This window comes from Actinomadura rugatobispora, assembly GCF_055379765.1.
This window is the reverse complement of the sequence record NZ_AP029191.1, coordinates 8,509,401-8,533,188: the sequence shown is the minus strand read 5'-3', so window position 1 is coordinate 8,533,188 and position 23,788 is coordinate 8,509,401. Positions and strand designations below refer to the sequence as shown.

Below are 23,788 nucleotides of genomic sequence, written 5' to 3'. Positions count from 1 at the left end.
GGAGCATGCGCAGTGCCCGTGTGTTCGACCGTCCGGCGGCGAACGGAGAACGGCCGTCGGTCAACCGTCCCCCGGTCCCCGATGACGAGGTGCCCCGCGTCGTCGAGTACCTCCGGAACGCCAAGACGGTGATCGCGGCCCGCTCGTACGCCCCCGACGACGTGGAGCCCTCCCGCGGCGACCGGGTGCCGCTGGTCTTCAAGACCGACGGCGCGTGGGTCTGGGCCGGGGCGGTCTACTACTACCTCGACGAGCACGGCATCGCCCCGGAACCCGATCTCGTCGCGCACATCCGCGCGCAGGGCCACCGTCTCGCCGAGGTGGACGACGCCACCCTGGAGATCGCGATCCAGATCGCCACCGGGCAGCGGGAGCCCGACCCGGCGCCGCCGCCCGGGGCGCACGCACCGCAGCAGCAGGGCGCCCCGTACGGGCAGCCCGGAGCGTTCCCGGGAGGCCCGCCGCCTCCGGGAGGCGCCCCGTACCCGCCTCCTCCCGGTTACGGTCCCGGCCTGGCCGGGCCGGGCGGGCCGCCGCCCGTCCCGGGGCCGTTCCCCGGCGCGCCCATGCCCGCCCCCGGGGGCTACCCGCCGCCTCCCATGCCGCCGGGTCCGCCCGGGGCGTATCCCGGGCCGCCCGCGCCTCCCGTCCCGTTCGGGGCGGGCGGGCCGCCGCCGCTGCCGAACGCCTTCCCCGGCGGTCCCTTCCCGGGCCCCGGCTACGCGCCGTACCCCGGGCCGGGGCAGCAGGCGCCGATGGCCGACGACCCGCTGGCCGACCTCGAACGGCGCCTCAAGGACCTGGGCGTCGACCCGGCCGCGTACCGGATCAACCAGGTCGCGGAGGGCGCCTGGTGCCTGGTGCCGGAAGCCGGCCGCTGGTCGGTGTTCCTCGTGCAGAACGGCCGGCGCCGCAAGCAGATGCTCTGCGACACCGCCGACCGCGCCGCGGCCTACCTGCTGGGCGCCGCGCTGTTCTACCGGCGCCCGCTGCCGTAGCGCCGCCCGTTCCCGGCCCGCGGGGGCCGCGGCGCTGCGCGGCGCCGCGCCGCGCTCCCGCCCGTCGATCGGTGATCCTTGCCCATTCTTGGCGTCGCGATGGTCGCTCCGAGAGCTGGTCCGGCCCGTTCCCGGGAACGGTTACGCCTGTTCGTACCGTGATCGGGAGGGGAGTCGTCCGTGGCCGCCCAGCGCACCAGCAAGCAGTCCGGGAAGACGAGCAGCCAGCCGTGGGTGCACACCGACGGAAGAGAGATCCAGGAGTTCGGCACGGTCCGGATGTTCCCGCTCGGGCTGTCGTTCGACGCGCGGATGTACTCCTGCCAGCGGCTCAACCAGGTCCTGGCCGACACCCAGATCCTCTACGGCCTCTACAAGAAGCACCACTGGCTGATGCGCGGCCCGACGTTCTACCAGCTCCACCTGCTGCTCGACAAGCACGCCGAGGAGCAGCTCAAGCTGGTGGACCTGATCGCCGAGCGGGTGCAGACCCTCGGCGGCGTCGCGGTCGGCGACCCCCGCCACGTCGCGGAGATCACCGTCATCCCGCGCCCGCCGGACGGCGCCGAGGAGGTCCCCGCGATGCTGTCGCGGCTGATCCAGGCGCACGAGACGATCCTGGTCGCCGCCCACGACGCGGCCGCCCGCGCCCAGGAGATGGGCGACGACGGCACCAACGACCTGCTGGTGTCGGACGTCGTCCGCACCGGCGAGCTGCAGACCTGGTTCCTGATCGAGCACCTGGTCGACACCCCGCTGATCGAGGCGCCGCACGACGGCCACTCCCGCTGACCCGCGCCGGTCAGCGGGGCTCCAGGGCGGGGAAGCCGGTCTCCGGGTAGAGGCCGCGGACCTGGGCGCTGAGGCGGGCCAGCCCGAGCAGCCCGTCGATGTGCGGCGTGGGGACGCCGACGCGGCGCGCCAGTTCGGCCACCGCGGTCACCAGCGCGTCCAGTTCGGTCGGGCGGCCGGCGTCCACGTCCTGGAGCATCGAGGTCCGCACCGCGCCCAGCCCGCGGGTGACGGCGTGCCGCTCCTCGGGGTCGGCGTCGACGGGCAGCCCGATCCGGGCGCCGACCTCGGCCGCCTCCCGCATGCACGCGCTGGCGACGCCCCGCACCAGCGGGTCGTCCAGGATCCGGTCCAGGGTGGCGCCGGTGAGGGCCGACAGCGGGTTCATGGTCATGTTGCCCCACAGCTTGTACCAGACGTCCCGCTGGATCCGGTCGCTGATCCGCACCTCGAAGCCGGCGCCGCGCAGCGGCCCGGCGACGGCCTCCACCCGGTCCGAGCCGCCGCCGCGCGGCTCGCCGAGGATGATCCCCTCCCCCGCCGGGTGCCGTACCACGCCGGGCTCGGGGCAGGACGCGCTCAGGTGCACGACGCCGCCGACGACCCGCCCGGCGGGCAGCGCCGCCGACACCGCGCCGCCGGGGTCGGTGGACTCCAGGCGGACGTCGTGGCCGAGGCCGTGGAAGAACCACCAGGGGATCCCGTTCATGGCGGGCAGCAGCACGGTGTCCGGGCCGGCCAGGCGGGCGATGGACGGCGCGGCGGCCGGCAGCGCGGTCGCCTTCAGCGCGATCACGACCACGCCCTGGACGCCGAGCCGGGCCGGGTCCGCGGCGACGGTGACCGGGATCGGCGCGGAGCGCTCCCCGTCCGGCCCCTCGGCCAGGACGAGCCCGCCCCGCGCGCGGACGGCCTCCAGCGTCGCGCCGCGCGCGACCGCCGACACCGGCACCCCCGACCGGGCCAGCCGCGCCGCGACCAGGCCGCCGATCGCCCCCAGCCCGTAGACGCAGATCCTCATGCCGCATCGACCTCCAGGGGCTGGACCTGGAACGCGAGTCCGTCGGGGCCACGGGTCACGGGGGGTGCTCCTTGTCGTCGGCGGGGCGTCGGTGTAGGTCAGCGTAGGCTGCGGAAACCGGGGGAGGCGGAGACGCCCGCCGTTTTGTCGGTGCCGGTCGATACCGTCGATCCGCACCTCCACGACCCCGACGCACCACGAGGAGACGGCGGCCCACCATGACATCCGCGCTGATCGGACGGGAGCATCCCGCGTCGGTGCTGGACGCCGAGATCGAGCGGGCCACCACCAGCCACGGCGGGCTGGTGCTGGTCACCGGCGAGGCCGGGATCGGCAAGACGTCCCTGGTCACCAGCGCGGTGCAGCGCGCCCGCGGCGAGGGCGTCCTGGTCCTCGGCGGCTCCTGCTGGGACTCGGCCGCCGCCCCCGGCTACTGGCCGTGGACGCAGGTCGTCCGGGCGCTGGGGCGGGCCGCCGGCGAGGCGGAATGGGCCCGGCTCCAGGAGCTGGCGGGCGCCGAGCTGGGCGCGCTGCTGGGCGAGTCCCCGCCGCCCGGCGGCGCGGGCGCCGACGGGTTCCGGCTCTACGACGCGGTCACGACCGCGCTGGTGGCCGCGTCGCAGCGGCGCCCGGTCGTGGTGGTGCTGGACGATCTGCACTGGGCCGACGCCGCCTCGGTCCGCCTGCTGGAGTTCGCGGCGCGGCACACCTGGTTCGAGCGGCTGCTGCTGGTCGGCGCCTACCGCGACGTCGAGGTGGAGGGCGGCGAGCACCCGCTGCGCGGGCAGCTGGCCGCGCTGGCCGCCCAGGCCACGATGGTGACGCTGACCGGGCTGGGCCGCGCCGAGGTCGGCGCGCTGATGTCCCGCACGGTCGGCCTGGAGCCCGAGGCCGCCCTGGTCGCCGAGGTGCACCGGCGGACCGGCGGCAACCCGTTCTTCGTGGAGCAGACCGCGCGGCTCTGGCACGGCGGCGGCACCGTCACCGCGATCGCGCCGGGCGTGCGCGCCGCCGTGCAGCGGCGGCTGTCGCTGCTGGCCCCGCCGGTCGGGCGGATGCTGACCGCGGCGGCCGTCCTGGGCCGCGAGTTCCACCGCCGGGTGCTCGCGGCGACCGCGGAGACCCCCGTGCCGCACGTGGACCGGTTGCTCGACCAGGCGCTGGCCGCCCGGCTGGTGACCGCCCTCGGCGAGGGCCGGTACGCCTTCGCCCACGACCTGGTCAGGGAGACCCTGTACGACGCGCTCGACGAGGACGCCGCCCGGGAGGCGCACGCGGCGGTGGTGCGGGCCCTCGACCGCTCCCCCGCGCTCGCCGAGGGGATGCTGCCGACCGAGTCGGCCCGGCACGCCCATCTCGCCGGCGACCTCGTCGACCCGATGCGGGCGGTGCGGCTGCTGAAGGCGGCCGCCGACCACGCCTCGGCCCGGCTGTCGGTGGAGGAGGCCGCGCTGCACCTGCGGCGCGCGCTGGAGCGGGTCCCGCCCGACCGCCTCCGCGACCGCACGCTGATCACCCTCGAGCTCGGCGGGACGCTCCACCGCGACGGCGGGGCCGACGCCTCCTGGCGGGCGTTCGAGGAGGCGATCGGGCTGGCCCGGAAGGCCGACGACCCCGAGCTGCTCGCCCGGGTGGCGCTGGCCGCCTACCGGCACCAGGCCGAGATCGGCGGCACCCGCCGCGTCGAGCTGCTGCGCGAGGCGCACCGCCGGCTGGTCGGCGGCGCGGAGCCGGCGGCCACGGTGCCGCCCTACCAGCTGGCGCAGGAGGTGGCGGAGAAGGTCACCGGAATGGCCCGCGAGGGCGGCGACGAGGAGGGGCTGGCGTTCGGGCTGTGGGCGCGGCACGACGCCATCCTCGGCCTGGGCACCGCGGCCGAGCGCGAGGCGCTCACCGTGGAGCTGGCCGACATCGCGCGGCGCTCCGGCGACCGGGCCGCGGTCGCGTTCGCCACCTCGTTCCGCTGGGTGGCGCTGCTGGAGCAGGGCGACCCGCGCTACCTCGACCACTACCGCGACTTCGTCGCCCTCACGCAGGACGACGACTCCACCCTGTGGGGCGCGGCCTCCCTGATCGACAAGGGCATCGTCAACACGCTGCAGGGGCGTTTCGAGGAGGCCGCGGCCCTCATCACCGCCATCGACGAGATCGGCGAGGACGAGGCCCACCAGGAGTTCGGGTTCATGGGCGTCCACCTGCGCTGGGCGCTCGCCGCGCTGCGGGGCGCGTTCGACGAGGCCACCGCGCTGCACGCGGCGATCCGGGAGCACGGGCACCCCTACGCCGTGCTGCTGGAGGGCATCACCGCCGTGGAACGCGGCGACGCCGCCACCGCGCTGCGGCTGCTGGAGGCGATCGAGGACGGGGCGCTCCCGTACCCGCGCGTCATCGAGCCGCTGTGGCTGCGCTTCCTGGCGCAGGCCGCGGCCGTGTCGGGCGATCCCCGGCTGTGGGAGCGGGCCCGGTCGGCCCTGCTGCCGCACCGCGGCCTGTGGGCGGTGGCGCTGTACGGCTGCGACGTGAGCGGCCCGACGGACCTCTGGCTGGGCCTGGTCGACGCCGCCCAGGGGCGCTGGGACGACGCGGTCGAGCGGCTGACGGCGGCCTTCCGCTCGGCCGACCGGCTGGGGGCACGCCCGTGGTCGGTCGAGGCGCGCGTGCGGCTCGGGCTGGTGCTGGCGGCGCGGGGCCGCGACCGCGACCGCGGCGCCGCGCGGGCGCTGCTGGCCGAGGCGGTGGCCGAGGCCGAGGACCTCGGGATGCTGCACGTGCCCGCCCGCGCCGCCGAGGCCCTCGCCGACCTGAGCGGTGACGCCGCCGGGGCGGCCGAGCATGAGCCCGGGCCCTCCGGTGCCGTGTTCCGCTTCGACGGGCGGGTCTGGACACTGTCGTACGAGGGCCGCACCGTCCACCTGCCCGACGCCAAGGGCCTGCGCGACCTGCACCATCTCCTCGGCAGCCCCGGCACGCCGATCCCGGCGGTGACGCTGCTGGCCCCCGAGGGCGGCGAGGCCGTGGCGGCGGCCCGCCGGATGGGCGGCGACGACGTCCTCGACGAGCGGGCCAAGGCGAGCTACCGGCGGCGGCTGGAGGTCCTGGACGAGGAGATCGACCGGGCGGCGGCGCTCGGCGACGACCGCCGGGCCGCCGAGCACGACCGGGAGCGGGCCGCCCTGCTGGAGGAGCTGCGCGCCGCCGCCGGGCTGGCCGGGCGCACCCGCCGCCTGGGCGACGAGGCCGAGCGGGCCCGCAAGGCCGTCACCGCGCGGATCCGCGACACCCTGCGCAAGCTCGACCACCACCATCCGGAGCTGGCCGGCCATCTGCGGGCCTCCGTCTCCACCGGCGCCACCTGCCTCTACCAGCCCCATCCCGCCGCCCGCTGGCGGCTGTGACGGCGAACGCGCCGGGCCCGGCCGGGATCGTCCCGGCCGGGCCCGCGGCGGCACCGGTCACTTGCGGTTGTAGAGCCACATCGTGAGGGAGCCGAACACCAGGATGAAGGCGGCGCCCCAGCCGACCACCCAGAACAGCTCGCCGCCCACGTCCCCCTCCATGAAGCCGCGGACCACCGCGACCAGGTGGGTGATCGGGTTGACGTCCACGAACGCCTGGAGCCAGCCCGGCATCGTCTCCGGCCGCACCAGGATGTTGCTGAGGAAGGTGAGCGGGAACAGCACCATCATGCTGACGCCCATGACCGACTTCTCCGAGCGCATCAGCAGGCCGAACATCGTCCAGACCCACGAGAAGGCGAACGAGAACAGCACCAGCACCGCGATGCCCGCCAGCACCCCCGCCGGGCCGCCGTCCGGGCGGAAGCCCAGCACCAGGCCGAGCACCAGGATCACCAGCGACGCCGCCGTGTAGCGGAACATGTCGCCGAGCAGGTAGCCGACCATCGGCGCGGGCCGCCACATCGGCAGGGTGCGGAACCGGTCGAAGACGCCCTTCTCGATGTCGGTGTTGACCGACACGCCGGTGTACATGGTCGTCATGATCACGCTCATCACCATGATGCCCGGCAGCAGGAACTGCAGGTAGTCGGTGACCGAGCCGGCCAGCGCCCCGCCGAACAGGTAGGTGAACATCAGCGTCATGATCACCGGGAAGACGGTGACGTCGAACAGCTGCTCGGGCACGTGCTTGATCTTCAGCATGGCCCGCCAGCCGAAGGTCATCGACGCCGACAGCGCGCTCGGCCGGCGGGGCCGTTCGGAGGGCGCCAGCACCGCGCCGATGATCTCCGGGGAGGGGACGTAGGCGCCGGGCGCCTCGTCGGTGGTCGTGGTCGTGGTCGCCGTCGTCATGCCGCCATCTCCTTGCCGTCGTCGCCGTCGCCGGCGGCCTGCTCGGCCGGGCGGCCGGTCAGGGTGAGGAACACCTCGTCCAGGCTGGGCTGGCCGAGGGAGAAGTCGTCCACGGTGATCCCGGCCGCCGCCAGCTCGGCCAGCGCGCGGGAGGCCTGCTCGGCGCCGCCCTGGCCGCCGGCGCCGGTGCCGCCGCCGGTCAGCCGGGCGGTCAGCGCGACCGGCTCGGGCTCGGGCTCCACCGGGGCGTCCAGGACGCGGGCCAGCAGCCGCTGCGCCTCGGGACGCTGCGCGGCATCGCGCAGCCGCACGTGCACCGAGCCCGCGCCCACCGAGGACTTGAGCTCGCCCGGGGTGCCCTCCGCGATCACCCTGCCGTGGTCGATGACCGCGATCCGGCCGGCCAGCCGGTCGGCCTCCTCCAGGTACTGGGTGGTCAGCAGCACCGTGGTGCCCTGCGCCACCACGACCCGGACGATCTCCCAGACCTGGTTGCGGCTGCGCGGGTCCAGGCCGGTGGTGGGCTCGTCCAGGAACAGCAGGTCGGGGGTGTTCAGGATGCTGGCGGCGATGTCGATGCGCCGCCGCATCCCGCCCGAGTAGTTCTTGACCTGCCGGTCGGCGGCCTCGGTCAGCCCGAACGCCTCCAGCAGCCGGGCCGAGCGCTCCCGCGCCGCGGGCTTGCCGTAGCCGATCAGCCGGCCCAGCAGGACCAGGTTCTCGGTGCCGGTGAGGTCCTCGTCCACCGAGGCGTACTGCCCGGTCAGGCTGACCCGGGAGCGCACCGCGTCGGGGTCGCGGCGCACGTCGTGGCCGAAGACCCGGGCCTGGCCGCCGTCGGCGCGCAGCAGCGTGGACAGCACCCGCACCGCGGTGGTCTTGCCCGCGCCGTTGGGCCCGAGGACCCCGTACACGATGCCGCGCGGGACGGCCAGGTCGACGCCGTCCAGCGCCCTGGTCTTCCCGAACGTCTTGACCAGTCCCGAGGTCTCGATCGCCAGTTCTGTATCAGGTGTGCTCATGTCATGTCCGCCCTTTCGGTTTCGTTCGTTCAGGAGACGTACGGCCGTGCCGCGCGGGCCTCGCGCAGGGCCAGGCCCCACCAGGCGAGCTGGTCGAGCATGGCCTCGGCGTCCCGTTCCAGGGCGCCGTCCTGGACGGGCGGTCCGCCGTCCGAGGCGAGCAGGTCGAACGTCACGCGCCCGCGCACCGTCGCCATGTGCAGCTCGGTGAAGACCGTCCTCAGATGCTCGATCGCGTACAGGCCCTCGGAGCCGTGCCCGTAGGCCACGAACCCGACGGGCTTGGCCCGCCACTCGTCGTAGGCGTAGTCGATGGCCTGTTTGAGGGAGGCCGGGAAGCTGTGGTTGTACTCGGGGGTGACGACGGCGAAGGCGTCGGCCCGCTCGACCCGTCCGATGAACGCGGCCACGCCGGGCGTGACCGCGCACAGGTAGCGGGCCGGGAGGTCGAAGTCGGCGAGGTCGACGACGTCGACCTCAAGGTCCGCGCGGGCGCGGGCGCGGTCGGCGAACCAGCGGGCGACGCCCTCGCCGGACCGGCCCGCCCGGGTGCTGCCGATGATGACCGCGAGGCGCACCGGTCCGGTCCGGTCCGGCTCCGCGGCGTCCGTGCCGCCCGCACACCCCATCGCGCACCTCCCGATCGCCGCCGGGCCGCCCGTGCGGTCACGGCCCTCACCCGCCAGGCGCGAGATCGGGCCGGACGCCCGCTAGTTCCGATCTAGCGGGCGCCCGGCCCGTGGGGCGCGGGGTCAGTGGTGGATGAGCGGGAGCTCGGGCGCGTCGGTGTCCAGCGGAACGAGCGGGGACCGGACCAGGCCGAGCTGGACGGTCTGCCGGCCCAGCGCGGCGTTCAGCAGCCAGTCGGCAGCGGTGCGGGTGCGGTTCCCCGGCAGCGACAGCAGGTGGTAGCCGCGGGTCACCGTCTTGGCGGCCAGGCCCGACAGCGGGACGCCCAGCGGGTCGGCGGCGGCCTGCGTCCCGCCCAGATCGACGACGAAGCCGAGGTCGCGGTGCCGGTAGGGGCGGCGGACGCCCTCCCCGTACGAGGCGGCGATGTTGCGCGCGACGCGGTCGCCCTGCCGCACGGCGTGCTGCGCGGTCATCGGCGTCACCGCGCCGGGCCTGGTCAGATCGGGCACGGCGGCCGCGTCGCCGCAGGCGTAGAGCTCCGGGTGGCCCGGCACGGTGAGGTACTCGTCGACGACGAGCCTGCCCCTGACGGTGTCCAGGCCCAGGGCCTTCACCAGCGGGTCGGGGCGGACGCCGACGCACCACACGATCGAGCGCGTCGGCACGAACGCGCCGTCGCTGAGCAGGACGCCCTCGTGGGTCGCCTCCCGGATCGAGGTGCCGGTCCGGACGTCGACGCCGCGCCCGCGCAGCACGCGCTCCGCGGTGCGCGACATCCGCTCGTGCAGCTCCGGCAGCACGCGGGGGGCCACGTCCAGCAGCAGCCAGCGCGGCGGGTCGCCCAAGTGTGGATGGCGGCGGGCCAGCGTGCGGGTGAGCAGCACGCCGTGCGCGGCCACCTCCGTGCCGGTGTAACCGGCGCCGACCACCACGAACGTGCGGCGCGCGGCGCGTTCGCGGGGGTCCTCGGCGGTGTCGGCCAGCTCGATCTGGCGGATCACGTGGTCGCGCAGGTACAGCGCCTCGGGGATGCCGCGGAAGCCGTGCGCGTGCTCGGCCACGCCCGGGATCGGCAGCAGCTTGTTGACGCTGCCCACCGACAGCACCAGCCGGTCGTAGCCGGTCTCGCCGCGCACGCCCTCCGGGTCGCAGTAGCGGACGCGGCGCGCCGCCACGTCCACGTGCTCGACCTCGCCGAGCACCAGCCGCGCGCCCGGCAGCGCGGCGGGCAGCGACACCGCGACCCGGCGCGGGTCCAGCAGGCCGCCGGCCACCTCGGGCAGCAGCGGCACGTACAGGAAGTAGTCGGTCGGGTTGATCACCACGATGTCCGCCCGCCCCCGGGCGAGCCGCGCCAGCCTGCGCGCGGCGTGGAAGCCGGCGAACCCGGCACCGACGATCACGATCTTCGGACGTCGCATCCGCCCGCCCCCCTATCCGTCTCCGGCGGTCACCTCACCCTGGCCTCGTCCTCATGGTCACGAGGAGGACGTGGCGAAGCCGCGGTCCCGGGCGTAGCCCTCCAGCCGCGTGCGCAGCCGGCGGCGGCCGCGGTGCAGGCGGGACATCACCGTCCCGATCGGGACCCCGAGGATGTTCGCGATCTCCTTGTAGGCGAACCCCTCCACGTCGGCGAGGTAGATCGGCAGCCGGAACTCCTCCGGCAGGTCGCCCAGGGCCCGTTTCACCTCCGAGTCGGGCAGCCGCTCCAGCGCGGCGGTCTCGGCCGACTTCAGCCCGCCGGGGGTGTGCGAGGCCGCCTCGGCCAGCTGCCAGTCCTCGATCGACTCGGCGGTCGACTGGACGGGCCGCCGCTGCTTCTTCCGGTACTCGTTGATGAAGGTGTTGGTCAGGATGCGGTAGAGCCAGGCCCGCAGGTTGGTGCCCTCCTCGAACCGGTGGAACGAGGCGTAGGCCTTGGCGAAGGCGTCCTGGACGAGGTCCTCGGCGTCCGCGGGGTTGCGGGTCATCCGGAGCGCGGCGGCGTACAGCTGGTCGAGGTAGGGCACCGCGTCCCGTTCGAAGCGCCGGCGGTCCCGGTCCGCGCCCGGCTCGGTCATGGGCATGCGGGGCTCCGTTCACGCGTTCCGCCGCCGGGCCAGGACCCCTGGGCCACCGCGTTCATGTCGTTCCCCCTTCGCGTGGCGAGTCCGGAATGGACCGTATGCCCGACATTTGGCGCGTTTAACGATCGACCCGGAGCGACCGCGCGATCCCGGGCGTGTCCGTTTCGTTGCAGGTAGCCGGGTAGATGCCCCATCAGCCAGAACACGGCGAGGGGGGGAACGCCACATGCGCCCGCACGGGGAAGACGACATCATCGGAGTCCTCACCCACGAGCACCGCGAGATCCAGACCATGTTCGACGACCTCCAGCTGGCGCTCGGCGCCGAGGAGAAGCGCCGGATGGCCGGGGAGGTGACGGTCGAGCTGGTCCGCCACGCGGTCGCCGAGGAGCGGTACCTGTACCCGGCCGCGCGCAGGATCGTGCCGGACGGGGACGCCGTGGCCGACCGCGAGATCGAAGACCACGCCGAGGTCGAGAAGCTGCTCCGGCGGCTGGCGGAGACCGATGTCGGCGACCCCGCCTTCGACCGCATGGTCACCAGCCTGGTCAGCGACGTGATGGCGCACGTGCAGGACGAGGAGGCCACCCTGTTCCCCCGGCTGGCCCGGCACGCCGACGCCGCGGAACTGGCCGAGCTGGGCAGGCGGGTGCGGGCGGCGCGCGCCGCGGCGCCGTCCCGGGCGCGTCCGGCGGGCGGACCGCCGCTCAGCCGGCTGCTCGCCCCGGGCGGCGGGCTGGTCGACCGGGTCCGCGACCACCTGGCCGGCCGGATCTGAACCGCCGCCCGTGAACATCGCGTGAACGGCGCGCGTGAACCGGCCCCGCGCCTGGACCACTCATATGCGGCGGCTAGGCGACAATTCCCGAGAGCAATCCCACGAAGCCGATGGAAATCACTTGCGTCGCCAGCAGCTTCGTCAGGAGGCGGGGATCGGAACGTTCATCGTAAATGTGCCGCGCCGCCGCCTTGGCGCGGCAGGAGAGGGTCTCCCGGGGGATCGAGTGGCGGGAACGCATTCCCCCCGGAACGGTGCCGGTGGGAACGGCGCCCGGAACGGCCGCCGGTACGGGGTCCTCCCGCCGGTCGACGGGCCGGACCAGCAGGCTGGTGATCGCGCGCGTGGGCACCAGCATGTGGTCCCAGTGCAGGGCGTCCAGCGGCAGCGGCCGCCCGTGCCCGTCGACCTCGAAGATGGGCCCGTTCAGGGTGATGTACTGGACGCCGCGGGCGCGGTCGACCGACCGGTCCCCGTACACGCCCCGGTAGGTGTCGCCGCAGGTCAGCTTGACCTCGACCTCCACGTCGCGGCCGGCGAACTCCAGCCACCGCCGGGTCGCCGCCGTGCCGGTCACGCCCGCCGCGCGCACGGCGCGCTGCCAGGCGGCGGAGCCGTCCTCCAGCCTGGCCAGGACGGCGGCGGCCAGCGACGCCAGGGTGAGCGAGATCATGAGGAAGCACACCAAGGACCACGTCATGACGCCGAACGAGGGCACCCGCAGGGCGCCGTTCTCGCGCGCCTCGCCCAGGCTGATCAGGGTCCGCGGGCCCACCAGGCGGAGCAGTTCCAGCGCCAGGAGGGTGGCCGCGGTGACGAGCGCCCCGGCGAGGACCACGCGCCCGTACTGCGAGGGCTCGGGGTGGCGCCGCGCCCGCCCGGGCTCGCGGCGGCGCAGCCGGTCGTAATGCACCCCGGGAAGCAGGACCAGCGCCAGCGGGACGATATGCGCGAGCAGCGTCAGGTTCACAAAGAGCCATTCCCTCCAGCGCGCACGCACCGCAAAGTCCTGCCCCCGGGTTCTTGAGGGCCAAATCCTTCCAGTAGACGGACCCGATTTCAACAGCCGGAGTCGATGGACGAGTAGTCCAATTAAAGGCGCCTATGCGGTCGCGCGGACTAGAGGTCCTGGATCTGGGTGATGACCATCGCCAGGGCGAAGAAGCCGTAGAAGGCGATGGCGATGACCATCCCGGCGAGCCGGACGCCGCGGATCCGCACGGCTCCGGGCAGGTCGCGGGTGTTCAGCCGGACCAGCAGGATCGAGTAGAGCAGGGTGACGACCGACGCGGCGCAGGTGGACACCAGCAGCAGCGCGATCGGCTGGTCGAAGCCCGCCAGCAGGATGGCCGAGCCCAGGACGATCTCGGCCCACACCACGGCGAGGTAGAGGCGCGACTCGGTCCAGCGGGCCGAGCCGGCGAGGTAGTTGCGGCGCAGGAAGTCCGAGGCCACGCGGCCGATGACGTCCAGCAGCCCCATCGCCGCCGCCCAGAGCGAGACCGCGGCGATCGCGAAGAACAGCGGCTTGAGCCATTCCCCGACCTCGGCGGCCATGACCTCGCCCTGGACGCGCAGGAACGACGGGCCGGACTCCAGGTCGCCGCGGCCGAACAGCGTCTCGTACGCCAGCAGGCTCATCACGCTGATGGTGACCAGGCAGACCAGGAAGAAGGTGACGAAGTGCTCGACGTTCGCGCGCTTCCACCAGACCCGCCAGCGGGCCAGGTTCTCCGCGGTCTCGGGGAAGGTGAAGCGGTCGCCGCCCGCGGCCTCCTCCCGGCCGGTGATCGGCGAGATCAGGCGCGGCACGTGCGCGCCCATGCCGTACCGCTTGTCGCGGATCCAGTTGCTGAGGACCAGGTTGTGCACGCCGCCCGCGCCGGCCGCGCCGAGCGCGCTGAGGATCATGGTGAAGGTGATGCCGTCGGGGATCCGCCCGAAGCCGGTCACCGTCTTCTCCGCGCCCTCGCCCCAGGTGGACAGGGAGATCACGAACACCGCCGCGACGGCGAGGAAGAACAGGGTCAGCGCCACCTTGACGGCCTCGACCCGCTCCACCGTCCGGTAGATCACCTTGGAGAGGGTGAGCAGGGCGCCGATGGCGACCAGCACCCCGACGGTGATCCAGACCGGGTCGCCGCCGCCGGCCAGGTAGGTGAACACCGTCGAGCCGCTGGTGGCCCAGCCCGGCCAGACGTACTGGAAGGCGCCCGCCAGGCAGATCAGGACGCCCCAGCCCTTCCACCACCGGGAGAAGCCGGCGACCACGGTCTGGCCGGTGGCCAGCGTGTACCGCTCGATCTCCATGTTGATGACCAGCTGGACGACCAGCGTGGCCAGGGCCAGCCACAGCAGCCCGAGCCCGCCGATCGAGGTGAGGTACGGCCAGAGGATGATCTCCCCCGCCGCCATGCCGATGCCGACGGCGACGATCCCCGGGCCGACCATGCGGCGCAGCGGCATCGGCTCGGGCAGGTCCCGGACGGCCGCCGGTTCCGCGGGGCGGCCGGGCGAGGTGGTGTGTTGGCTCATGCGACTCTCCGGCGTTCCGGGGGTGTGATCCGGCTCACGAGCTTAATGGACGAACTAGTACGTTCCTATAGCCGCACGCCGTCTGGCAAGCCCCTGGGCGCGATACGGTAACGTACTAGTTCGTCCATTAATGGAGGCGTGCGGGGAGATGCGCAGATCCATCGCCACGGTGTCGCTCAGCGGCTCGCTGGCCGACAAGCTGACCGCGATCGGCGCCGCCGGCTTCGACGGCGTGGAGATCTTCGAGAACGATCTGGTCGCCGGCGCGATGGGCCCGGAGGAGGTCCGCGCCCGGGCCGCCGACCTGGGCCTCGGCATCGACCTGTACCAGCCGTTCCGCGACTTCGAGGCCGTCCCGCCCGCCCTGCTCGCCCGCAACCTGCGCCGCGCGGAGCACAAGTTCGCGGTGATGGAGCGCCTGGGCGCCACGCGGCTGCTGGTCTGCTCCAGCGTCTCCCCCGAATCGGTGGACGACGACGCCCTCGCCGCCGAGCAGCTGCGGCTGCTGGCCGAGCGCGCCGCCGAGCACGGCATCACCATCGCCTACGAGGCGCTGGCCTGGGGCCGCCACGTGGACGACTACCCGCACGCCTGGCGGATCGTGCGGATGGCCGACCACCCCGGCCTGGGCGTGTGCCTCGACAGCTTCCACATCCTGTCCCGCGAGACCGACCCGTACGCGATCGAGACCATCCCGGCCGAGAAGATCTTCTTCCTGCAGCTGGCGGACGCCCCCAGGCTGCCGATGGACGTCCTCTACTGGAGCCGCCACTACCGCTGCTTCCCCGGCCAGGGCGACCTCGACGTGGCGGGCCTGGTCGCGCACGTCCTGCGCACCGGCTACGACGGGCCGCTGTCGCTGGAGGTGTTCAACGACATCTTCCGGCAGGCCGCCGCCATGCGCACCGCGCGCGACGCCATGCGCTCCCTCATCTTCCTGGAGGAGGAGGTCGGCGAACGCCTCGACGCCCAAGGGGCCCTGAACCTGCCCGCGCCCGCCCTGTCCCTGCCCGCCCCGCCGCCGGCGGCCCCCGTCCCGACCGGATTCGCGTTCGCGGAACTGGCGGTGCCCGAGCCCCGCCCGCTGGGCGACCTGCTGGACGCGCTGGGCTTCGTCCGCACCGGCGTCCACTCGGGCAAGCCGGTCGAGCTGTGGGAGCAGGGCGAGGCCCGCATCCTCCTCAACTCCGGCAGCGCGGAGAGCGAGGACGGCCCCGCGCTGGGCGCCATCGGCCTGGAGTCGCCCGACCCCGGCGCGTCCGTCAAGCGCGCCGAGGCGCTGCTGTCGCCCGTGCTCCCCCGCTCGCGCGCCCCCCGGGACGCCCCGCTGGACGCCGTCGCGGCACCGGACGGCACCGAGCTGTTCTTCTGCCGCACCGCCCGGCCCGACCACCCCAGCTGGACCGACGACTTCGGCCGGGACCGGCGGGAGCCGCCGGACGGCGAGATCACCCACATCGACCACGTGGCGCTCACCCAGCCCTGGCACCACTTCGACGAGGCGTCGCTGTTCTACCGCGCCGTCCTGGGCCTGCGGCCGCACGAGAGCCTGGAACTGCCCGACCCGTACGGGCTGATGCGCAGCCGCGCGGCCTCCACCGCCGACGGCCGCGTCCGGTTCGCCCTCAACGTCGCCTACGTCGGTGCGCACGACGGCGTCCCTTACGGCGCGTCCCACGGCGGGCCCGGCGTGGCCTGGCAGCACGTCGCGCTGGCCAGCCGCGACATCGCGGCGACCGCGCGCCGGCTGCGCGCCGCCGGGACCGCCGTGCTGCCCATCCCCGCCAACTACCACGACGATCTGGAGGCCCGCCACGACCTGGGCGCCGAACGGCACCGGCTGCTGCGCGAGCTCGGCCTGCTGTACGACCGCGACGCCCACGGCGAGTTCCTGCACTTCTACACCCTCACCACGGGCCGGGTCTTCCTGGAGGTCGTCCAGCGTCTCGGCGGCTACCGGGGCTACGGGGCCGTCAACGCCCCCGTCCGGCTGGCCGCGCAGCACGCCGCCTCCCGGCCCCGCCTAGGATGAAGCCCCGTCAGCCGCCGTTCCGTGGAGTCCCATGTCGTCCCAGTCCGCCACCCCCGCGTCAGGGGGACGTCTTCGCGACGCCGAACGCACCCGCGCCGAGATCCTGGAGGTCGCCCAGCGCGAGTTCGCACGGCACGGGTACGCCGGGGCCAGGGTGGACGAGATGGCCGCGCTCATGCGCACCACCAAGCGGATGATCTACTACTACTTCGGCAACAAGGAGAAGCTCTACATCGCCGTCCTGGAGAAGGCCTACACCGAGGTGCGCACCGCCGAGGCCGCCATCGACGTGCAGCACCTGGCCCCGGTCGAGGCGATCCGCACCCTGGCCGAGCTGACCTTCGACCACCACGACGCGCACCAGGACTTCATCAAGCTGGTCAGCATCGAGAACATCCACCACGCCGAGCACCTGCGCAAGTCGGAGGTGCTGGTGAACCTGGGCGCCCCCGCCTCCGGGCTGATCTCGCAGATCCTGGACGCGGGGCGGGCCCGCGGCGACTTCGTCCCCGGCGCCGACGCCGTGGACGTGCACATGATGATCAGCGCGTTCTGCTTCTTCCGGATCTCCAACCAGCACACCTTCGGCGCCCTGTTCGGGCGCGACCTCGCCGCGCCCGAGCACCGCGACCGGCACCGCGAGATGATCGGCGAGATGGTCGTGGCCTACCTCACCGGCGCCGGGCGCCGCACGCCCTGATCCCTGCGGCGCGTGGTGCCGTGCTCACAGTTCGATCACCGCTCCCTCCCTGGCGACCTCGATTCCGGACGCGGCCAGCAGCCGGTGCCCGTCGTCGTCCGGGTCGTTGAGGGGATTGGTGTTGTTCAGGTGGGTGTACAGGCGGCGCGCGGCGGGCAGCGCGGCCAGGCGCTCGGCCGTGCCGCCGGGGCCCGTGACCGGCAGGTGGCCCATGCCGGTGGAGGTCCGCTCGGAGATCCCGGTGCGGCGGGGCTCCTCGTCGTCCCAGAACGTGCCGTCGACGAAGACGCAGTCGGCGCCGCGCAGCGCGGCGTCCAGCTCGCCGGGCCAGCCGGCCAGCGCCGGGGCGTAGACGACGACCTTGCCGTCGCGGGCGTCCCTGACGCGCAGCGCAACGACCCACGCGTCACCGGCGGCGCCGTCGAGGTCGGCCGCGTAGCGGGGGCGCTTGCCCGACACCCTGATCCCCTGGACCTCCAGGGGGCCGCCGTCGAGCGGCTCGGGTTCCTTCTCGGGCAGCCTCGTCCAGGAGAGCCCGGCGTACGGGGCGAGCACCTTGTCCAGGTGGAGGCCGTCCGACAGCGCCGCGCGGACGGTGCCGGTCGCGACGACGCGCAGGCCGGCGGCCTCCCGCAGGCGGGGCAGGCCGAGGGTGTGGTCGAGCTCGGCGTCGGTGAGGATCACCCCGGCGAGCGGGGTGTCGCGCGTGCCGGGGCCGGGGTGCAGCTCGGCGCACTCCTCGATCTGCTCACCGATGTCGGGGGTCGCGTTCACCACGTACCAGCGGCCCGCCCCGGCCTCGACGGCGATCGAGGCGTGCCGCCGGCGCCGTCCCGGCTCGGCGCGGGCGGCGGCGCACCCCGGGCACGCGCAGTTCCACTGCGGCACGCCGCCCCCGGCCGCCGTTCCGAGCACCAGCAACCGCATCCCGTGCACCTTCCTCTCGGTCGCCTGGATCCTATGCCGCGCTCGACCGGTGATCGGCGCCGCGCAGGAGCAAGTGCGGTGACACTGTGGATGACCGTGCGGCCGGGCGTTAGTGTCGGGTCCTGAACGGTCGCGCAGAGGGAGGACATGGGCACTCTCGCGGAGGAGCGTCCCGGTGACCGGATGTCGGCGGCCGGTGACCCGGGTCCCGCCCTGCACCGCCTGCTGCTGGGCGCGCGGCTGCGGCGGCTCCGGGAGAGCAGCGGGCTGACGGCCGGGCAGGCGGGGGCCGCCGCCGACCTGGGCCCCGCCGAGATCGCCGCCCTGGAGCGCGGCGGCACGGCCTGCCGGCTGCGCGCGCTCATCGACCTGTGCGACCGCTACGGCGTCACCGACCAGGCCGAGCGCGTGACGCTGCTGCAGCTGGCCAGGCGGGCCAACGATCCGGGCTGGTGGGCGGCCTACGACGATGTGATCCCGTCCTGGTTCGAGCCGCTGGTGGGCCTGGAGCAGGCGGCCCGCTGCATCCGGGGCTTCGAGGTGCGGGAGGTGCCGGGGCTGCTGCAGACGGCCGAGTACGCCCGGGGCGCGATCCTGCTGGGCCACGGCGCCGAGCCGGACGCGGTGCTGGAGCGGCGGCTGGAGGTGCTCGTGCGGCGGCAGCGGATCCTCGGCCGGGAGCGGCCGCCGCGGCTGTGGGTGATCATCGACGAGTCGGCGCTGCGCCGCCCCCTGGGCGGACGACCCATACTTTTCCGGCAATTGCAGCATTTGATCGATATGTCAGAACTGCCGCATATCACCATTCAGGTGCTGCCCGCCCGCGCCGCGCGGCCCGCGGCCGAAAACCCGATCGTGCTCCTCGACATGCACGCGGGCGAGCTGAACGACATCGTCTTCGCCGAGCGGCCCGGCCCCGCCCGCTACCTCGACGGCATCGACGAGGTCACCCGCTACCGGCAGGTCCTCGACCTGCTCGCCGTGCGCGCGGCCCGGCCCGACACCAGCCGCACCGTCCTGCACCGGCTCGCCCGCGAGCTCTGAGAGCGCCTCCCGGGAAAGAACACGAAAGCCGTCCGAGAGTGACGGATGACGCAAACCCGGCCCTGACCGCGTGGCATGCTGAGACGCCATGGCCAGAAAGAGATACCCGCGCCATCCGGTGCGCGACGCCTTTCTCCGCCGGCTGCTGGAGCTTCACCAGGCGTGCGGCTCCCCGGCCTACGCGCTGGTGGCCAGGACGTCGAGCCGCCTGAACGAGACCCATCCGGTGCCCGGCGGGTCGGCCAGCCTGCCCGCGCTGTCCAAGACGGCGCTGAGCGAGACCCTCAACGGCCATCGCAAGGGCCTGCCCGACCACGGCTTCGTGGCCTCGTTCGTGCTGTCCTGCTACCGGATCGCCCACGAGCAGGGCATCCTCGCCGAGGATCCGGGCCGCGAGGCGCTGCCCCGCTGGCAGGACATGCTCCGCGAGGCCGAGGAGGAGAGCGAGCGCCTCGGGCTGCCCCGGCGCCGCCTTCCCACCGGCCCGCTCGGCGACCTGACGGCGCCGGTGCGGCTGACCGCCGTCCAGTGCGAGCTGCTGGCCGTCCACGGCGCCTTCGGGCGGGAGCTGGCCCACCGCGCCCAGGCGCGCGAGCCGCGGGCGGTCTACCAAGCGGCGGTGCTGATCGCGGCGGCCCCCGGCCGGGACGAGGACGCCGTCTCGCTGCTCACGATCGCCGCCGCCGCGAGGGATCCGGACGCGCTGGAGCTGCTGCAGGCCAGCCCGCGGGAGCTGGACCGCGCCGCCGCCGCGGCGCACGCCGGCGAGCTGGCGAGGGAGGCCGGCACCACCGGCCGTCCGCAGGCGGCCCGCGCCTTCCGCGCCTGCGCCGCGGCCCTGGACGGCGCCGGAATCGCGGCCCCGGACACCGCCGACGCCCCCTGAGCGTCAGTCCAGGCGCTTGAGCTCGGCGGCGTAGCGGCGGCCGTTGCCGATGTAGAGGGCGACGGCGCCGTCCTGGATCGAGGTGCGGGCGCCGACGCTGATCGTGCCGTAGTCGCCGCGCAGCGCGTACACGGCCATCGGTCTGCCTCCCCTCGCCGGCACCACGACCCTATACTCTACATAATGAAGACGCCAATCGACACTTTTGTGGAATGAACGCGCCCGCGGAGCCGGAGTTCCGGCGCCGCCGCGAGCTCGGCGCCGCCAGCGCCCGCTCGCTGCTGCTGACCGTGCTGGGCGAGTTCGCGCTCCCGGCGGGCCGCCCGGTGTGGACGGCCGCGCTCCTGGAGGCCCTCGGCCTGCTCGGCGTGGAGGAGAAGGCCGTCCGGCAGGCCCTGGCCCGCAGCGCCACCGAGGGCTGGCTGGAGGGCGAGCGCCACGGCCGCCGCACCCGCTGGCACCTCACCCCGTCCGGCCGCCGGCTGCTCACCGACGGCACCGAGCGCATCTACGGCTTCGGCAGGCCCATGGAAGGCTGGGACGCCCGCTGGCTGCTGGTCCTGGCCGGCGTCCCGGAGACCGACCGCAAGCTGCGCCACCTGCTGCGCACCCGCCTGGCCTGGAACGGCCTGGGCAACCTCTCCCCCGGCGTGTGGGTCACCCCGCACCCCGAGCGCGAGGACGACGTCCGCGCCGTGCTGCGGGAGATCGGCGTCGCGCGGACCTCCACCCTCTTCACCGGCGGCCTCGGCGACCTGGCCGAGGCGCGCCGCGTCGCCCGCCAGGCCTGGGACCTGGACGAGATCGAGACCGCCTACGAGCACTTCCTCGCCGCCGCGGACGCGCTGCGCCCCGGCGACGACGCCGCGACCTTCGCCGCCCACACGCGGCTCGTCCAGGAATGGCGCCGCTTCCCCTTCCTCGACCCCGGCCTGCCGGTCGAGCTGCTGCCCGAGGGCTGGAGCGGGGCGAAGGCGTTCGCCCTGTTCCACGACCGCCACGACGCCTGGCGCCCGGCCGCCGACCGCCAATGGCGGGGATTGACGATGTCCTGACGCCGCCGGACTGGAGAACCCGCACCGCGACGAGGGCTGAACCGCCGCCTGGAACCGGCCCGTTTGTCTTGGGCGGCACGGGTAGGGAAGCGGCATGCGACCACCTGCCCGACCGCCGTCGACGGCGGGTCGTACGAAGGACATCTGGGGAGAGCGCACTCCCTTCGCCCCCGGCACTGACTGGCCCGAGCGCGCCGACGCCCACCTGACACGGGAACCGGAACGGTGGGTGACGTCGGCCTGCGTGCTGTGCTCGAACGGATGCGGCCTGGACATCGGCGTCGCGGAAGGCCGCATCGTCGGTGTCCGGGGCCGCACCGGCGACCGGGTGAACCACGGCCGTCTCGGGCCCAAGGGCCTGTACGGGTGGCAGGCCGGCAACTCCCCCGACCGCCTCACCCGGCCCCTGGTGCGCCGTGACGGCGCGCTCGTCGAGACCGGCTGGGACGAGGCGATGGACCTCGTCGTGGCCGGCGCCCAGCGCGTCCTGGAGGAGCACGGCCCGCTCGCCATGGGCTTCTACACCAGCGGGCAGCTGTTCCTGGAGGACTACTACCTCCAGGCCGTGATCGCCCGGGCCGGGATCGGCACGCCGCACCTGGACGGGAACACCCGGCTCTGCACGTCGACGGCCGAATGGGCGCTGATCGAGTCGTTCGGCAGCGACGGCAACCCCGGGTCGTACACCGACGTCGACCACGCCGACACCCTCTTCCTGGCCGGGCACAACGTGGCGGAGACGCAGACGGTGCTGTGGGCGCGGATGCTGGACCGGCTGCACGGCCCCGACCGGCCCCGGCTGGTGGTGGCCGACCCGCGCCGCACCCCCGCGGCCGAGCTCGCCGACGTGCACCTGCCCGTCCGGCCGGGCACGAACGTGATGCTGCTGAACGCCCTCCTGCACGAGATCATCCGCACGGACCGGGTGGACCGGGCGTGGGTGGAGGCGCACACCGTCGGGTTCGACGAGCTGGCCGCCGTGGTCAAGGGCTACCCGCCGGAGCGGGCCGCGGGCGTGTGCGGGGTGCCCGCGGACGGCATCCGCGCCGCGGCGGAGCTGCTCGGGGCCGCCGAACGGCTGGTGTCGACCGTCCTGCAGGGCGTCTACCAGTCGCACCAGGCCACCGCCGCGGCCGTCCAGGTCAACAACCTGCACCTGCTGCGCGGGATGATCGGCCGCCCCGGCCGGACGGTGTTCCAGATGAACGGGCAGCCCACGGCGCAGAACACCCGGGAGACCGGGGCCAACGGCCTGTTCCCGGCGTTCCTGAACTGGCAGAACGACGAGCACGTGGAGCGCCTCGCGCGGCACTGGCACGTGGACCCGATGCGGATCCCGCACTGGGCCCCGCCGACCCACGCCATGAAGATGCTGCGGTACATCGAGCAGGGGTCGCTGCGCTGGCTGTGGATCACCGGGACCAATCCGGCGGTGTCCTGGCCGGAGCTGGGACGGGTCCGTTCCGTGCTGGAGAAGGAGGGGCTCTTCCTGGTGGTGTCGGACGCGTTCCGCACGGAGACGACCGACCTGGCCGACGTGGTGCTGCCCGCCGCCCTGTGGGGCGAGAAGGCGGGGACGTTCACCAACGCCGACCGCACGGTGCACTACTCGGGGAAGGCGGTGGACCCGCCGGGCGAGGCGCGCGCCGACTTCGAGGCCCTGCTCGCCTTCGCGCGGGCGATGGGGCTGCTGGACGACGAGGGCGAGCCGCTACCGCGCTGGAGCACTCCCGAAGAGGCCTTCGACGACTTCCGGGCCCTGACCCGTGGCGCGCTCTGCGACTACAGCGGGCTGAGCCACGAACTGCTGCGGCGCGACGGAGGCGTCCAGTGGCCCCGCCCGGAGCACGCGGACGCGAGCACGGAGCGCCTCTACGGTGACGGCCGGTTCCGGACCGGCGCGTCCGAGTGCCAGAGCTACGGGCACGACCTGCTGACGGGCGCGCTCAACGAGGCCGACGAGTACGCGGCGCACGATCCCGCCGGGCGGGCCATCATCAAGGCCGCCGAGTACCTGCCGCCGCACGACGTTCTCGACGACGAGCATCCGCTGCGGCTGACCACGGGCCGTACCGTCCACCACTGGCACACCCGCACCAAGACGGCGCGCGCGCCGGAACTGCAGGCCGCGGCGCCCGACATGTGGATCGAGATGTTCCCGGACGACGCCGCCGCCAGGGACATCGCCGACGGCGACATGGTGCAGGTCGTTTCCCGGCACGGCCTCGTCCAGGCGACCGTGAGGCTCGACGGCACGCGCAGGGGCGTGGTCTTCGCGCCCTTCCACTACGGCTACTTCGATGTCGACGACGCCTCGGGCGAGGGGGACGCCGAGGGCACCAGGGCGGCCAACGAGGCGACGCCGACCGACTGGGACCCGGTCTCCAAGCAGCCGGTCTACAAGGTGACCGCCGTCGAGGTCGTCCCGCTCGGCGGGGACGAGGAGCGGCGATGACGGGCATCGGGAATCTGGGCGCGCTGCTGGAGGAGCTGTACGAGGCCGAGAACGACCTCGCCGCCGAATACCGGGAGGTGGCCCGGCGCACCGTCGACGAGCCCGACATCCACCACATGTGCGGCACCCTGGCCGGGCAGTGCGACGACCATTCCGCCGCCGTCCGCGCCATCGCCGAGCAGTACCACCTCAAGCTGGCGAACGGCGATCCCGGACCGCGCGCCGCCGCCCGGGTCTGCCGCGTGGCGGTCGAGGCGGCGGCCGACGGGCACGGGCACGGCCACATCCCGGCCACGGGGGCGCGCCTGCTGGGCTACCTGCGGGAGCTGTTCCTGGCGGTGGAACGCGTCGACCTGCACTGGATCGTCGCCGGCCAGGTCGCGCAGGCGCTCCGCGACCCCGAGTTCCTGGCCCGGGTCACCGCGCTGCACAAGCAGACGCTGACCCAGGCCAAGTGGCTGAAGACCGCGATCCGCGAGACCGCCCCGCAGGTGATCCTCACCTCCTGAGCTCCGCCCGCGCGTTGAAGAAATT

General features: G+C 74.2%; 21 protein-coding genes. 11 read left to right on the top strand and 10 right to left on the bottom strand.

The features are described 5' to 3' along the window. Nucleotides 1-5: 5 nt before the first annotated feature. Both ACZ466_RS38320 and ACZ466_RS38315 read left to right on the top strand, forming a co-directional pair. Nucleotides 6-998, top strand: coding sequence for a hypothetical protein (locus tag ACZ466_RS38320; protein ID WP_378281818.1), 993 nt, complete (start codon nt 6-8; stop codon nt 996-998). Nucleotides 999-1,178: 180 nt separating this feature from the next. Next, nucleotides 1,179-1,790, top strand: a complete 612-nt coding sequence (locus ACZ466_RS38315; RefSeq protein WP_378281817.1) for a Dps family protein — start codon at nt 1,179-1,181, stop codon at nt 1,788-1,790. 10 nt (nt 1,791-1,800) lie between these two features. Here ACZ466_RS38315 and ACZ466_RS38310 read toward each other — a convergent pair whose 3' ends face one another. Next, nucleotides 1,801-2,811 (bottom strand): 2-dehydropantoate 2-reductase, encoded by a 1,011-nt coding sequence (locus ACZ466_RS38310; protein WP_378281816.1) that lies wholly within the window; start codon nt 2,809-2,811, stop codon nt 1,801-1,803. A gap of 218 nt (nt 2,812-3,029) precedes the next feature. On the opposite strand from ACZ466_RS38310, the gene ACZ466_RS38305 reads away from it, so the two are divergent. Then, nucleotides 3,030-6,206: an AAA family ATPase gene (locus ACZ466_RS38305; protein ID WP_378281815.1), complete on the top strand. Its 3,177-nt coding sequence runs from the start codon at nt 3,030-3,032 to the stop codon at nt 6,204-6,206. A 57-nt stretch (nt 6,207-6,263) separates the two neighbouring features. Here ACZ466_RS38305 and ACZ466_RS38300 read toward each other — a convergent pair whose 3' ends face one another. From ACZ466_RS38300 to ACZ466_RS38280, 5 genes are all read right to left on the bottom strand, one after another. Further along, nucleotides 6,264-7,121 (bottom strand): ABC transporter permease, encoded by an 858-nt coding sequence (locus tag ACZ466_RS38300; protein ID WP_378281814.1) that lies wholly within the window; start codon nt 7,119-7,121, stop codon nt 6,264-6,266. Then, nucleotides 7,118-8,143: an ATP-binding cassette domain-containing protein gene (locus ACZ466_RS38295; RefSeq protein ID WP_378281813.1), complete on the bottom strand. Its 1,026-nt coding sequence runs from the start codon at nt 8,141-8,143 to the stop codon at nt 7,118-7,120. The genes ACZ466_RS38300 and ACZ466_RS38295 overlap by 4 nt, the downstream gene beginning before the upstream one ends. A 29-nt stretch (nt 8,144-8,172) precedes the next feature. Further along, the gene (locus ACZ466_RS38290; RefSeq protein ID WP_378281812.1) at nt 8,173-8,772 is read right to left on the bottom strand and encodes an NADPH-dependent FMN reductase; all 600 of its coding nucleotides are present in this window, start codon (nt 8,770-8,772) and stop codon (nt 8,173-8,175) included. A gap of 123 nt (nt 8,773-8,895) precedes the next feature. Continuing rightward, nucleotides 8,896-10,197 carry an NAD(P)/FAD-dependent oxidoreductase gene (locus tag ACZ466_RS38285; protein WP_378281811.1) on the bottom strand — a complete coding sequence of 434 codons (1,302 nt, stop codon included), beginning with the start codon at nt 10,195-10,197 and terminating at the stop codon, nt 8,896-8,898. Nucleotides 10,198-10,254: 57 nt separating this feature from the next. After that, entirely contained in the window at nt 10,255-10,842 is a 588-nt protein-coding gene (locus ACZ466_RS38280; RefSeq protein WP_378281810.1) for a sigma-70 family RNA polymerase sigma factor, read from the bottom strand. Between the two features lie 226 nt (nt 10,843-11,068). Between ACZ466_RS38280 and ACZ466_RS38275 the strand changes: the two genes are divergently transcribed. Continuing rightward, complete coding sequence (locus ACZ466_RS38275) at nt 11,069-11,620, top strand: hemerythrin domain-containing protein (RefSeq protein ID WP_378281809.1); 552 nt, start codon at nt 11,069-11,071, stop codon at nt 11,618-11,620. Nucleotides 11,621-11,693: 73 nt separating this feature from the next. Here ACZ466_RS38275 and ACZ466_RS38270 read toward each other — a convergent pair whose 3' ends face one another. Together ACZ466_RS38270 and ACZ466_RS38265 are read right to left on the bottom strand one after the other, a co-directional pair. Beyond that, complete coding sequence (locus tag ACZ466_RS38270) at nt 11,694-12,590, bottom strand: DUF6338 family protein (RefSeq protein WP_378281808.1); 897 nt, start codon at nt 12,588-12,590, stop codon at nt 11,694-11,696. Nucleotides 12,591-12,739: 149 nt separating this feature from the next. Continuing rightward, the gene (locus ACZ466_RS38265; RefSeq protein ID WP_378281807.1) at nt 12,740-14,155 is read right to left on the bottom strand and encodes an Nramp family divalent metal transporter; all 1,416 of its coding nucleotides are present in this window, start codon (nt 14,153-14,155) and stop codon (nt 12,740-12,742) included. A 148-nt stretch (nt 14,156-14,303) separates the two neighbouring features. On the opposite strand from ACZ466_RS38265, the gene ACZ466_RS38260 reads away from it, so the two are divergent. Further along, a complete protein-coding gene (locus ACZ466_RS38260) occupies nt 14,304-16,187 on the top strand; it encodes a bifunctional sugar phosphate isomerase/epimerase/4-hydroxyphenylpyruvate dioxygenase family protein (RefSeq protein WP_378281806.1) in 1,884 nt (627 codons plus the stop codon). 31 nt (nt 16,188-16,218) lie between these two features. Then, complete coding sequence (locus ACZ466_RS38255) at nt 16,219-16,887, top strand: TetR/AcrR family transcriptional regulator (protein ID WP_378281805.1); 669 nt, start codon at nt 16,219-16,221, stop codon at nt 16,885-16,887. Nucleotides 16,888-16,911: 24 nt separating this feature from the next. On the opposite strand, the gene pqqB is transcribed toward ACZ466_RS38255, so the two are convergent. Further along, a complete protein-coding gene (pqqB, locus tag ACZ466_RS38250; RefSeq protein WP_378281804.1) occupies nt 16,912-17,814 on the bottom strand; it encodes a pyrroloquinoline quinone biosynthesis protein PqqB in 903 nt (300 codons plus the stop codon). 147 nt (nt 17,815-17,961) lie between these two features. Between pqqB and ACZ466_RS38245 the strand changes: the two genes are divergently transcribed. Further along, nucleotides 17,962-18,858, top strand: coding sequence for a DUF5753 domain-containing protein (locus ACZ466_RS38245; RefSeq protein ID WP_378281803.1), 897 nt, complete (start codon nt 17,962-17,964; stop codon nt 18,856-18,858). An 88-nt stretch (nt 18,859-18,946) separates the two neighbouring features. Beyond that, nucleotides 18,947-19,744: a hypothetical protein gene (locus ACZ466_RS38240; protein ID WP_378281802.1), complete on the top strand. Its 798-nt coding sequence runs from the start codon at nt 18,947-18,949 to the stop codon at nt 19,742-19,744. A gap of 3 nt (nt 19,745-19,747) precedes the next feature. On the opposite strand, the gene ACZ466_RS38235 is transcribed toward ACZ466_RS38240, so the two are convergent. Continuing rightward, nucleotides 19,748-19,882 carry a hypothetical protein gene (locus ACZ466_RS38235; protein WP_378281801.1) on the bottom strand — a complete coding sequence of 45 codons (135 nt, stop codon included), beginning with the start codon at nt 19,880-19,882 and terminating at the stop codon, nt 19,748-19,750. Nucleotides 19,883-19,956: 74 nt separating this feature from the next. Between ACZ466_RS38235 and ACZ466_RS38230 the strand changes: the two genes are divergently transcribed. From ACZ466_RS38230 to ACZ466_RS38220, 3 genes are all read left to right on the top strand, one after another. Then, nucleotides 19,957-20,799, top strand: a complete 843-nt coding sequence (locus tag ACZ466_RS38230) for a PaaX family transcriptional regulator (RefSeq protein WP_378281800.1) — start codon at nt 19,957-19,959, stop codon at nt 20,797-20,799. A gap of 94 nt (nt 20,800-20,893) precedes the next feature. Further along, nucleotides 20,894-23,254, top strand: a complete 2,361-nt coding sequence (locus ACZ466_RS38225; protein WP_378281799.1) for a molybdopterin oxidoreductase family protein — start codon at nt 20,894-20,896, stop codon at nt 23,252-23,254. Continuing rightward, nucleotides 23,251-23,763, top strand: coding sequence for a hypothetical protein (locus ACZ466_RS38220; RefSeq protein WP_378281798.1), 513 nt, complete (start codon nt 23,251-23,253; stop codon nt 23,761-23,763). The genes ACZ466_RS38225 and ACZ466_RS38220 overlap by 4 nt, the downstream gene beginning before the upstream one ends. Nucleotides 23,764-23,788: the final 25 nt, after the last annotated feature.

Coding starts and splice junctions, on each gene's coding strand:
- ACZ466_RS38290 (WP_378281812.1), bottom strand. CDS start 8,772: ATGGGGTGTGCGGGCGGCACGGACGCCGCGGAGCCGGACCGGACCGGA.
- ACZ466_RS38225 (WP_378281799.1), top strand. CDS start 20,894: ATGCGACCACCTGCCCGACCGCCGTCGACGGCGGGTCGTACGAAGGAC.
- ACZ466_RS38255 (WP_378281805.1), top strand. CDS start 16,219: ATGTCGTCCCAGTCCGCCACCCCCGCGTCAGGGGGACGTCTTCGCGAC.
- ACZ466_RS38285 (WP_378281811.1), bottom strand. CDS start 10,197: ATGCGACGTCCGAAGATCGTGATCGTCGGTGCCGGGTTCGCCGGCTTC.
- ACZ466_RS38265 (WP_378281807.1), bottom strand. CDS start 14,155: ATGAGCCAACACACCACCTCGCCCGGCCGCCCCGCGGAACCGGCGGCC.
- ACZ466_RS38245 (WP_378281803.1), top strand. CDS start 17,962: ATGGGCACTCTCGCGGAGGAGCGTCCCGGTGACCGGATGTCGGCGGCC.
- pqqB (WP_378281804.1), bottom strand. CDS start 17,814: ATGCGGTTGCTGGTGCTCGGAACGGCGGCCGGGGGCGGCGTGCCGCAG.
- ACZ466_RS38295 (WP_378281813.1), bottom strand. CDS start 8,143: ATGAGCACACCTGATACAGAACTGGCGATCGAGACCTCGGGACTGGTC.
- ACZ466_RS38235 (WP_378281801.1), bottom strand. CDS start 19,882: ATGGCCGTGTACGCGCTGCGCGGCGACTACGGCACGATCAGCGTCGGC.
- ACZ466_RS38275 (WP_378281809.1), top strand. CDS start 11,069: ATGCGCCCGCACGGGGAAGACGACATCATCGGAGTCCTCACCCACGAG.
- ACZ466_RS38305 (WP_378281815.1), top strand. CDS start 3,030: ATGACATCCGCGCTGATCGGACGGGAGCATCCCGCGTCGGTGCTGGAC.
- ACZ466_RS38280 (WP_378281810.1), bottom strand. CDS start 10,842: ATGCCCATGACCGAGCCGGGCGCGGACCGGGACCGCCGGCGCTTCGAA.
- ACZ466_RS38310 (WP_378281816.1), bottom strand. CDS start 2,811: ATGAGGATCTGCGTCTACGGGCTGGGGGCGATCGGCGGCCTGGTCGCG.
- ACZ466_RS38300 (WP_378281814.1), bottom strand. CDS start 7,121: ATGACGACGGCGACCACGACCACGACCACCGACGAGGCGCCCGGCGCC.
- ACZ466_RS38240 (WP_378281802.1), top strand. CDS start 18,947: ATGGCCAGAAAGAGATACCCGCGCCATCCGGTGCGCGACGCCTTTCTC.
- ACZ466_RS38220 (WP_378281798.1), top strand. CDS start 23,251: ATGACGGGCATCGGGAATCTGGGCGCGCTGCTGGAGGAGCTGTACGAG.
- ACZ466_RS38260 (WP_378281806.1), top strand. CDS start 14,304: ATGCGCAGATCCATCGCCACGGTGTCGCTCAGCGGCTCGCTGGCCGAC.
- ACZ466_RS38230 (WP_378281800.1), top strand. CDS start 19,957: ATGAACGCGCCCGCGGAGCCGGAGTTCCGGCGCCGCCGCGAGCTCGGC.
- ACZ466_RS38320 (WP_378281818.1), top strand. CDS start 6: ATGCGCAGTGCCCGTGTGTTCGACCGTCCGGCGGCGAACGGAGAACGG.